The organism is Pseudomonas sp. P1.31 (assembly GCF_001269815.1).
Lineage (GTDB): Bacteria > Pseudomonadota > Gammaproteobacteria > Pseudomonadales > Pseudomonadaceae > Aquipseudomonas > Aquipseudomonas rustica.
The window spans coordinates 190,154-200,434 of the sequence record NZ_LHVN01000033.1 but is presented as its reverse complement, the minus strand read 5'-3'; the positions used below and the strand labels follow the sequence as shown (position 1 = coordinate 200,434).

Here is a 10,281-nt window from a genome sequence, read left to right as displayed (position 1 = left end):
ATGCAAGGCGCTCAGCTCAGACATCAGCCACCCGCACCCGGCCGCAAGCCGGTACCGCGGGGTGCCAGCCGAATGGTGGCGAAAGAGCCGATGTCCGCGCGCCTGCCGAAAGCCAATTTCGGTTTTCTGAAAAGCCTGTTCTGGCCGGTGCTGCTGGTTGTGCTGGGCTTTGGTACCTACGAAGGGGCAACGCGTTTGCTGCCGTACGCCGACCGGCCGATCACCAAGATCGCCGTGCAGGGCGACCTGAGCTACATCAGCCAGCAAGCAGTGCAGCAGCGCATCGCCCCGTATGTGGCGTCGAGCTTCTTCACCATCGACCTGGCCGGGATGCGCACCGAGCTTGAGCAGATGCCCTGGATCGCCCATGCCGAAGTACGTCGGGTGTGGCCGGATCAAGTGGTGATCCGCCTCGAAGAGCAATTACCGGTAGCGCGTTGGGGCGACGAGTCGTTGCTGAACAACCAGGGCCAGGCGTTTACGCCAAAGGAACTGGCGAACTACGAACACCTGCCACAGCTGTTCGGCCCACAACGGGCCCAGCAGCAAGTGATGCAGCAGTATCAGGTGCTGAGCCAGATGCTGCGGCCGTTGGGCTTCTCGATTGCACGCCTGGAATTGCGTGAACGCGGGAGCTGGTTCCTGACCACCGGTGCCGGCAGTTCCGGCCCCGGCATCGAGCTGCTGCTGGGACGCGGCAATTTGGTGGAAAAGATGCGCCGCTTTATCGCCATCTATGACAAGACGCTTAAAGACCAGATTACGAACATTGCGCGCATCGATCTGCGCTACGCCAACGGCCTTGCTGTTGGCTGGCGGGAACCTGTAGCGCCGACGACAGCCCAACCCGCTGTCGCAAAGAATTAAGAAGAGGCAGGATCCATGGCAAACGTGCAAAGCGGCAAAATGATCGTCGGTCTCGATATCGGCACCTCCAAGGTGGTGGCGCTGGTCGGCGAGGTCTCCGACGACGGCACGCTGGAAATCGTCGGGATCGGTACCCATCCGTCCCGTGGCCTGAAGAAGGGCGTGGTGGTGAACATCGAGTCCACCGTGCAATCGATCCAGCGTGCGATCGAAGAAGCCCAACTGATGGCGGGCTGCCGCATTCACTCGGCGTTCGTCGGCGTGGCGGGCAATCACATCCGCAGCCTGAACTCCCACGGCATCGTCGCGATCCGTGATCGCGAAGTCAGCTCGGCCGACCTTGAGCGCGTACTCGACGCTGCTCAGGCTGTGGCGATCCCGGCTGACCAGCGCGTGCTGCACACCCTGCCGCAGGATTACGTGATCGATAACCAGGAAGGCGTTCGTGAACCACTGGGCATGTCCGGCGTGCGTCTGGAAGCCAAGGTTCACGTGGTCACCTGCGCCGTCAACGCTGCACAGAACATTGAAAAATGCGTGCGTCGCTGCGGTCTGGAAATCGACGACATCATTCTCGAGCAACTGGCCTCGGCCTACTCGGTACTGACCGACGACGAGAAAGAGCTGGGCGTGTGCCTGGTCGACATCGGCGGCGGTACTACCGACATCGCGATCTTCACCGAAGGCGCAATTCGTCACACCGCGGTGATCCCGATTGCCGGTGATCAGGTGACCAACGACATCGCCATGGCGTTGCGCACTCCGACTCAGTACGCCGAAGAAATCAAAATCCGCTACGCCTGCGCCCTGGCGAAACTGGCCGGTGCCGGTGAAACCATCAAGGTGCCAAGCGTCGGCGACCGTCCACCGCGCGAACTGTCGCGTCAGGCCCTGGCCGAAGTGGTCGAACCGCGTTACGACGAACTGTTCACGCTGATCCAGGCCGAACTACGTCGCAGCGGCTACGAAGACCTGATCCCGGCCGGCATCGTGCTGACTGGCGGTACTTCGAAGATGGAAGGCGCGACTGAACTGGCCGAAGAAATCTTCCACATGCCGGTTCGTCTGGGCGTGCCGCACGGCGTCAAAGGTCTGGATGACGTGGTACGCAACCCGATTTATTCCACTGGCGTTGGCTTGTTGATGTACGGCCTGCAAAAGCAGTCCGACGGGATCTCGTTCTCGGGCATCGGCAGCCGCGACAGCTACAGCAACGAAGAGCCACAGGCGCCGTTGCTGGACCGATTGAAGAAGTGGGTTCAAGGCAACTTCTAAAGCTTTACCGCAACACCGCAACAAACATGCAGTAGGCGAAAAAAACTAGAGAATGTAAGGAGAGGGAAAATGTTCGAACTCGTAGACAACATCCCCGCAAGCCCGGTAATCAAAGTTATCGGTGTCGGCGGTGGCGGCGGCAACGCTGTCAACCACATGGTCAAGAGCAACATCGAAGGCGTTGAATTCATCTGCGCCAACACCGATGCTCAAGCGCTGAAAAACATCGGCGCGCGTACCATCCTGCAACTGGGCACTGGCGTGACCAAAGGCCTCGGCGCCGGCGCGAACCCGGAAGTCGGCCGTCAGGCTGCTCTGGAAGACCGTGAGCGTATTGCCGAAGTGCTGCAGGGCACCAACATGGTGTTCATCACCACTGGCATGGGCGGCGGTACCGGTACCGGTGCTGCACCGATCATCGCCGAAGTGGCCAAGGAAATGGGCATTCTGACCGTTGCGGTCGTGACTCGTCCGTTCCCGTTCGAAGGCCGCAAGCGTATGCAGATCGCCGATGAAGGCATCCGCATGCTGTCCGAAAGCGTCGACTCGTTGATCACCATTCCTAACGAGAAGCTGCTGACCATCCTCGGTAAAGACGCCAGCCTGCTGTCGGCTTTCGCCAAGGCTGACGATGTACTGGCCGGTGCCGTTCGCGGTATCTCCGACATCATCAAGCGGCCGGGCATGATCAACGTCGACTTCGCCGACGTGCGTACCGTGATGAGCGAAATGGGCATGGCAATGATGGGCACTGGCTGCGCCAGCGGTCCGAACCGTGCACGTGAAGCCACCGAAGCGGCAATCCGTAACCCGCTGCTGGAAGACGTGAACCTGCAAGGCGCACGCGGCATTCTGGTGAACATCACCGCCGGCCCTGACCTGTCCCTGGGTGAGTACTCCGACGTGGGTAGCATCATCGAAGCCTTCGCTTCCGAGCACGCCATGGTCAAGGTCGGTACCGTTATCGATCCGGACATGCGCGACGAGCTGCACGTGACTGTGGTTGCTACCGGTCTGGGCGCGAAAATCGAGAAGCCTGTGAAGGTCATCGACAATACCGTTCATACCTCGATGTCGACCGCTCAGGTACAACAACCGGCTCCGACCCGTCAGGAAGCGCCAGCGGTAAATTACCGTGATCTGGATCGTCCGACCGTCATGCGCAACCAGGCTCAGGCCGGTGCTGCGGCTGCCGCGAAGATGAATCCGCAAGATGACCTGGACTACCTGGACATCCCGGCATTCCTGCGTCGTCAGGCCGATTGATGGAATGTATCAGGGCTATGAAGGTGATTGGTGTTCAGCAAAGGCTCGGTCTGCTATTATCGCCAGCCTTTGTTGATACCAGTTCGCAATTTGCGCTGAAGCGGCCCAAGCCATGATTAAACAACGCACACTGAAAAATATTATCCGTGCCACAGGTGTAGGCCTGCACTCCGGTGAGAAGGTCTATCTGACCCTCAAGCCTGCGCCTGTCGACACTGGCATTGTGTTTTGTCGCGCTGACCTCGACCCTGTGGTGCAGATCCCTGCCCGCGCGGAAAACGTCGGTGAAACCACTATGTCGACGACGCTGATCAATGGCGACGTCAAAGTGGACACGGTAGAGCACTTGCTCTCGGCCATGGCTGGCCTGGGCATCGATAACGCCTACGTCGAGCTCTCCGCGTCCGAAGTCCCGATCATGGATGGCAGCGCTGGACCCTTCGTATTCCTGATTCAATCGGCAGGCCTGGAAGAACAGGACGCCGCCAAGAAATTCATCCGCATCCTGCGTGAAGTGACAGTGGAAGACGGCGACAAGCGCGCCACTTTCGTCCCTTTCGAAGGGTTCAAGGTGAGCTTCGAGATCGATTTCGATCACCCGGTTTTCCGGGACCGCACCCAAAGTGCAAGCGTGGATTTTTCCAGCACTTCGTTCGTAAAAGAAGTCAGCCGCGCCCGTACCTTTGGTTTCATGAGTGATATCGAGTACCTGCGCAAGCACAACCTCGCACTCGGCGGCAGCGTTGAAAACGCAATCGTGGTCGATGCCGATGGCGTACTGAACGAAGACGGCCTTCGCTATGAAGACGAATTCGTGAAGCACAAGATCCTCGATGCCATTGGCGACCTGTACCTTTTGGGTAACAGCCTGATTGGTGAGTTCAAAGGCTTCAAGTCCGGTCATGCACTGAACAACCAGCTGTTGCGCAAGTTGATTGAGCAAACAGATGCTTGGGAAGTGGTGACGTTCGATGACGCCAGCACCGCACCAATCTCTTACATGCGCCCGGTTGCGGCGGTGTAAGTAAAAAACCTCTCTAGTTTTTTGAAGGCCATCCTCGGATGGCCTTTTTTTATTCTCTTTAAAAAGCCAAAGATCGCAGCCTTCGGCAGCCCCTACACTGGAATGCGATCACCTGTAGGAGCTGCCGAAGGCTGCGATCTTTTGATCTTCAGGCAGCCACCACCACCCGATTACGCCCACCTTCCTTAGCCTGATACAACGCCTTGTCCGCCACAAACAGCAACTGCTCCAGCGTCATCTCACTCGCCGCCGTCCACGTCGCAATGCCGATACTCACCGTCATCGGTCGATCAGCCCCTGCAACCCATGGCAACTGCTCCACCGCCTCGCGAATATGCTCGGCAATCTGCTGCGCGCCCTGGCTATCGGTCTCGGCCAGAATCACCGAAAACTCCTCGCCGCCATACCGCGCCACTAGATCCGCCGGTCGCCGCACATTGTCCGTAATCACCTTGGCCAACGCCTTCAACGCCTGATCCCCAGCCTGATGACCATGCTGGTCGTTGAAGGCTTTGAAGTGGTCGGCATCGATCATCATCACCGACATCGGCTTGCCCGAACGCTGCGCGCGGAACCACTCGTGACGCAGCGATTGATCAAGCATCCGACGATTGGCGACACCGGTCAGCGCATCGGTGGCGGCCAGTTGCGCCAGTTCACGTTCAGCGCGCTGACGTCGGCGCAGTTCGCGGGCGAGCAGCCAGGTCAGCCAGAGCAATCCCACGCAGAGCGCACCAGTGGCGCCACTGATCAACATCGCCGTACGCCGCCACGTCGCAAACACCTCATCGCTGGACAGCGCGACCATCACCGTCAGCGGTAAATTGCCCACCCGCGAATAGGTGTAGAGGCGTTGCTGATGATCCATGCTCGACGTACTGCTGAAACTGCCTTTGCCATCCTTGTCGCGCAAAATCCGGATGACATTGGGCCGGTTGCCGAAGCTTTTGCCGATCGAGTCGCTTTGCAGATAGGGCTTCTGCGCCAGCAGCACACCGTCATCGTCGATGATGTTCAGCGTGCTGCCTTTGCCGATGTCGAGGCTTTTGAACAGTTGATCGAAATAGTCGAGCTTCATCGACGCCACCGCCACCCCGACGAATTCGCCGGTGTCCGAGGAAATGCGTCGGCTGAAACTGATACGCCATTGATTGGCTTCGTCGCAGTCGCAACGGGTCTTGAACGGTCGGCTGATGAACATGCCGACATCGCGGTTGAAGGCGTGGGCGAGGAAGTAATCGCGGTCGGCGAAGTTGCCCGGTTTCGGCTCGACTCTTGAGGAGTCAGCAAGAACATCGCCGTGCTTGTCGAGCAGCAGAATATCGCCCTTGAAGCGCGCAGTGGTGGAACGGTCGAACAGCGCCAGATGGCGGATCTCGGGCGAAACATTTTGCAGGTCATCGCGCTGGGCGGCGGCAATCAAACCTTGCAGGGACAGGTCGTAGAGTTCGACGGTACGCAGCACGTCGGCGTCGATCAACTGGGCGATGGTGGTCGCACTGCGGGTGGCGGATTGCCGAGCGTTAGCGTGCTCGCGGATCAGCAGAAAAGTGACGATGGCTAAAATCGCGATCACGCTGAGCAAACTGCCGCAGATCAGCAGCAGCTCGGGGCGTCCGGTCTTGCCCGAAACGGGAGGGGTACGGCTCGCGATCATGATCGGATTATCGGTTGAGGGGATCTTCTAAGCGTAGGAGCTGCCGAAGGCTGCGATCTTTTGATCTTGTTTTTAAAAATCAGGATCAAAAGATCGCAGCCTGCGGCAGCTCCTACAGGTTCAGTGTTAACTGATCTTAGAAGACGTTGATCGGGTAGTCGATGATCACGCGGTATTCGTCGGTGTCGGTATCAATCGCGCCGTAACCATTGCCACCGCGGTTGGTCGCCCATTGCAGGCGTACCGCGAGGTCTTTGGCCTGGCCACTTTGCACCACGTACTTCAAATCGATATCGCGTTCCCAATGCTTGGCGTTGCGACCCTCGGCGCTGTACCAGTTCGAGTAACCCTGGCTATCCGGATCAACCTTGGTCAAATCCACCGTCCCGCGCGAGTACGACACCGCTGACGTCAGCCCCGGATAACCCACTCCGGCAAAGTCATAGGCGTACTTGAGCTTCCACGAGCGTTCGTTCGGGCCATTGAAGTCCGAGTACTGCTGCGAGTTGTCCAGATAAACGCTGTCGCCCTGGCTGATGTAGTCGAACGGCGTATTACCGTTGACCCGCTGATACGCCGCCGTAACGCTGTGGCTGCCAATACCGACGGTGAAATGCAGGCTGTAGGTGTTGTTGTCGATGTCGCCGAGCAGCGCATCGCCGGTGTCTTGCGTGTGATAAAAGTGCAGGCCCGGGTTGAGGCTGACCAGATCGTTCAACTGCCAAGTGTAATCCAGGTCGTAGTAGTACTGGTTCCAGATGTCCTTGAGTTCGGACGCGTACAGGCTGCTGGTCAAACCCTCGACACCGCTCCACGCCACGCCAGCCCAGTTCAGGTGCTGGCTTTCGTCGCCCTCGGCCAACGTCCCGTAAGAGGTGCCGATGCGTGTGTGACCACTCTGGTTGTACGGCTTGGTGAAACTCGCCTGACCGCCCTCGATCAACCAGCCGTCGAAGCTGTGGTTGCTCAGACTGACACCGCGAAACGTCTGCGGCAGCATGCGCGTGTCACCGCCCGCGATCACCGGGTTGGTGAGGAACAGATCACCAGCCTTCAACTCGGTATCGAACGCACGCATTTTCAACGTACCGCCCGCTGTTGAGAACGAGCCCGGCGCTTTGCCGTTGCCATCGCTGATCGGCAGGATGCTTGAGCCGTCCGTGCCGCCACCGCCGTCGAGTTTCAGGCCGAGCATGGCGTGGGCATCAATGCCGAAACCGACCGTGCCTTCGGTGTAACCCGACTGGAAGATCCCGAGAAACCCCTGGCCCCACTCAATGTTGTCGTCCGCCTGCTGCAAGCGGTTGCGATTCATGTAGTAGTTGCGGGCGTTGAGGTTGAGGCTCGAACCTTCGATGAAACCTTCTTTCGCAGGCTCGTCGGCGTGAACGGCGGGGGCAATCGTTGCGGCAATTGCAATGAACAACGGAGTGAAACGGACTGGGTAACGCACGTGCAATGGAGCTCCTTGGGTCAACTGGCGCCTCTATATTTTGAGGCGCTCGATGTTTCTTGTTGTTACAGACGAACCAAACGGCTTTCAGACCACAACGAAAAAAGGCCGCTGAGAGGCAGCGGCCTGGAATGACGACGGTTGAACGGGAAGAGCCAAACAACCGCGTCGAGGGAAACGGTGCGGTGCGCGACTCAGCTGTCTTTTTCCAGCGATTGAGCCTGGGAAGTTGCAGCCTGAGGGGCCTGCGTGGCGTCTTTGGCCTTGGCCATCATTTCTGCCTGATGCTGGTCATACGCTTGAGCGCGGGCAGAATTCTGCGCCACGAACGCGTGGGATTCTTCAGCCATCGCCATCGGCGACAGGATCAATGAGGACAAAACGAAAGCGCTGGCAATACCCATACTGTTGGACATCTTGAAAACCTTCTCGCTTGGCGAGTGTGCTGTTTGGTGCGGGCAAAGATAGTGTTGCCAAGCGATGGGAAACAGCGCGATTTTCATAAATGACTGTTACAGCAAAAGCAAAGATCACCCCCTTCGGCAGGGTGATCACCGGTTGATCGTTCCCACGCTCTGCGTGGGAATGCCGCCAGGGACGCTCCGCGTCCCTGTGACGCAGAGCGTCACTGGATACATTCCCACGCAGAGCGTGGGAACGATCGTCACTTGTAGGAGCTGCCGAAGGCTGCGATCTTTTGATCCGCTTTAAACCGGCAAATAAATCCCGAAAGTATTCATCCCCCGATCACTGCGCACAAACACATCCCCACCATGCATCAGCGCAATCGCTTTGACGATCGCCAGCCCCAACCCATGGTTATTGCCACTGTTACTACGCGACGCATCCACCCGATAAAACCGCTCGAACAACCGCGGCAAATGCTCACTGGCAATCGGCGATCCCGGATTGGCCACACCAATACTCACCTGATGTTCTTCAACCTCAATCCGCACCTCAATCACCTGACCCGCCTCGGTATGCTGCACCGCATTACTCAGCAAATTGATCAACGCCCGCCGCAAATGCGCGACTTCAATCTGCACCAGCGCATCGCCACTGACCTGCACCTGAACCTGCGCATCTTCCAGAATGAAATCCAGATATTCGAGCGTCGTCGCCACCTCATCAGCCAGCGAAGTCGAGGTGAGTTTGGTCGCCTTATTACCCTGATCCGCACTGGCCAGAAACAACATGTCGTTAATGATCGACCGCAACCGTTCCAGCTCTTCCAGATTGGATTGCAGCACCTCGAAATAATGTTCCGCAGAACGCCCACGGGTCAGCGCCACTTGAGTCTGGCCGATCAGATTGGTCAGCGGCGAACGCAACTCATGAGCGACGTCAGCGTTGAACGACTCCAAGCGCGAATAGGCCAGTTCGACCCGCTCCAGCGTCGAGTTGAAGGAGTCGACAAACTGCTCCAGTTCCGGCGGCAGCGGCGACAGACGCAAGCGCCCAGCCCTGAGCGGCGGTGCCAGTCGCTGTGCTTCGTGAGAGAGTTTGATCAACGGCTTCAAACCAATCCGCGCCACCCAATAACCCAGCGCCGAAGCCATCAACACACCGACAATCGCCAGCCCGATCAGCGCGATCAGCAGGTTGTGCTGAGTCTCATGAAAAGTATCGGTGTCGATGCCGATCATAAAGCGCAGCGGCGGGCGCTGATCCTTGGCCGGGAATTCACTCACCAGCACTTTCAGTGGATAAGGCTGCCCCGGCAATTGCAGATCGCGCGTGCCCAAAGGGCCATTGGTGATCTCGCGGATCTGCGGCGTGAGGTTGCCGTATTCGTATTGCGGATCGCCGCTGCTGATCCAGAAACTGATGCGCTTGTCTTCTTCACCGAGCAGCTTGAGTTTGTTGTTGATCTTCACCCAGTGCTCGGGCGTGCCGAAGCGGCCGACCGTGGATTCGAGCACGCTGTAACGCGCGTCCAGCTCGGCTTCCGGCAGCAAGCCCAAACCTTTATCGACCTGCTGATACAACGCGCCGCCGATCAACAGAAACACCAGCAACGCCACCAGCGTGAACATGCCGCTGAGGCGCAGGGCAATCGAATTACTGGACACCACGGCTCTCCAGCACATAACCCATGCCGCGAATGGTGTGCAGCAGTTTCTCGTCGAACGGCCCGTCGAGCTTGGCGCGCAGGCGCTTGATTGCGACTTCGACGACGTTGGCATCGCTGTCAAAATTGATGTCCCAGACCATCTCGGCAATCGCAGTTTTCGAGAGGATTTCACCTTGTCGGCGAGCCAATACGCTCAGCAGCGAAAATTCCTTGGCGGTCAGATCCAGTCGCGTACCGGCGCGGGTCGCCTTGCGGCTGATCAAATCTATCCACAGGTCGGCAATGCTCACTTGCACCGGTTCATGGCCGCCACTGCGCCGGGTCAGCGCTTGCAAGCGAGCGACCAGTTCGAGGAAGGAAAACGGTTTGCCGAGGTAATCGTCGGCACCGTCGCGCAAGCCTCGGATGCGATCTTCGACGCGCTCGCGGGCGGTGAGCATGATCACCGGGGTTTGCTTGCGCGCACGCAATGCGCGCAGCACGCCGAAGCCATCGAGGCCCGGTAGCATGACGTCGAGGACGATCACCGCGTAGTCGCTTTCCAGCGCCAGGTGCAGACCCTCGATGCCGTCGCGGGCCAGATCCACGGTGTAACCCTGTTCCGTCAGACCGCGGTGCAGATAATCCGCGGTTTTTTCCTCGTCTTCGATAATCAGAACGCGCAT

General features: G+C 58.5%; 9 protein-coding genes. 4 read left to right on the top strand and 5 right to left on the bottom strand.

What is annotated here, in order from left to right; all coding sequences use genetic code 11:
* The 4 genes from AD669_RS22065 to lpxC all read left to right on the top strand — a co-directional run bounded on the left by AD669_RS22065 (position 1) and on the right by lpxC (position 4,432).
* Positions 1-867, top strand: coding sequence for a cell division protein FtsQ/DivIB (locus AD669_RS22065; protein WP_053123632.1), 867 nt, complete (start codon positions 1-3; stop codon positions 865-867).
* A 15-nt stretch (positions 868-882) separates the two neighbouring features.
* Complete coding sequence (ftsA, locus tag AD669_RS22060) at positions 883-2,142, top strand: cell division protein FtsA (RefSeq protein ID WP_053123630.1); 1,260 nt, start codon at positions 883-885, stop codon at positions 2,140-2,142.
* 69 nt (positions 2,143-2,211) lie between these two features.
* Positions 2,212-3,408 carry a cell division protein FtsZ gene (gene ftsZ / locus AD669_RS22055; protein WP_053123624.1) on the top strand — a complete coding sequence of 399 codons (1,197 nt, stop codon included), beginning with the start codon at positions 2,212-2,214 and terminating at the stop codon, positions 3,406-3,408.
* Between the two features lie 112 nt (positions 3,409-3,520).
* Complete coding sequence (lpxC, locus tag AD669_RS22050; protein ID WP_008082763.1) at positions 3,521-4,432, top strand: UDP-3-O-acyl-N-acetylglucosamine deacetylase; 912 nt, start codon at positions 3,521-3,523, stop codon at positions 4,430-4,432.
* A gap of 148 nt (positions 4,433-4,580) precedes the next feature.
* Here lpxC and AD669_RS22045 read toward each other — a convergent pair whose 3' ends face one another.
* From AD669_RS22045 to AD669_RS22025, 5 genes are all read right to left on the bottom strand, one after another.
* Positions 4,581-6,089 (bottom strand): sensor domain-containing diguanylate cyclase, encoded by a 1,509-nt coding sequence (locus tag AD669_RS22045; RefSeq protein WP_053123623.1) that lies wholly within the window; start codon positions 6,087-6,089, stop codon positions 4,581-4,583.
* A gap of 136 nt (positions 6,090-6,225) precedes the next feature.
* Positions 6,226-7,542, bottom strand: coding sequence for an OprD family porin (locus tag AD669_RS22040; RefSeq protein ID WP_053123789.1), 1,317 nt, complete (start codon positions 7,540-7,542; stop codon positions 6,226-6,228).
* 194 nt (positions 7,543-7,736) lie between these two features.
* Positions 7,737-7,958, bottom strand: coding sequence for a hypothetical protein (locus tag AD669_RS22035; RefSeq protein ID WP_053123621.1), 222 nt, complete (start codon positions 7,956-7,958; stop codon positions 7,737-7,739).
* A 291-nt stretch (positions 7,959-8,249) separates the two neighbouring features.
* The gene (locus AD669_RS22030; RefSeq protein ID WP_053123619.1) at positions 8,250-9,614 is read right to left on the bottom strand and encodes a heavy metal sensor histidine kinase; all 1,365 of its coding nucleotides are present in this window, start codon (positions 9,612-9,614) and stop codon (positions 8,250-8,252) included.
* The gene (locus AD669_RS22025; RefSeq protein WP_053123617.1) at positions 9,604-10,281 is read right to left on the bottom strand and encodes a heavy metal response regulator transcription factor; all 678 of its coding nucleotides are present in this window, start codon (positions 10,279-10,281) and stop codon (positions 9,604-9,606) included. The genes AD669_RS22030 and AD669_RS22025 overlap by 11 nt, the downstream gene beginning before the upstream one ends.

What these genes read in the sequence shown, in the direction of transcription:
- AD669_RS22065 (WP_053123632.1), top strand. Translation starts at nt 1, where the DNA reads ATGCAAGGCGCTCAGCTCAGACATCAGCCACCCGCACCCGGCCGCAAG.
- lpxC (WP_008082763.1), top strand. Translation starts at nt 3,521, where the DNA reads ATGATTAAACAACGCACACTGAAAAATATTATCCGTGCCACAGGTGTA.
- ftsZ (WP_053123624.1), top strand. Translation starts at nt 2,212, where the DNA reads ATGTTCGAACTCGTAGACAACATCCCCGCAAGCCCGGTAATCAAAGTT.
- AD669_RS22025 (WP_053123617.1), bottom strand. Translation starts at nt 10,281, where the DNA reads ATGCGCGTTCTGATTATCGAAGACGAGGAAAAAACCGCGGATTATCTG.
- AD669_RS22045 (WP_053123623.1), bottom strand. Translation starts at nt 6,089, where the DNA reads ATGATCGCGAGCCGTACCCCTCCCGTTTCGGGCAAGACCGGACGCCCC.
- AD669_RS22035 (WP_053123621.1), bottom strand. Translation starts at nt 7,958, where the DNA reads ATGTCCAACAGTATGGGTATTGCCAGCGCTTTCGTTTTGTCCTCATTG.
- ftsA (WP_053123630.1), top strand. Translation starts at nt 883, where the DNA reads ATGGCAAACGTGCAAAGCGGCAAAATGATCGTCGGTCTCGATATCGGC.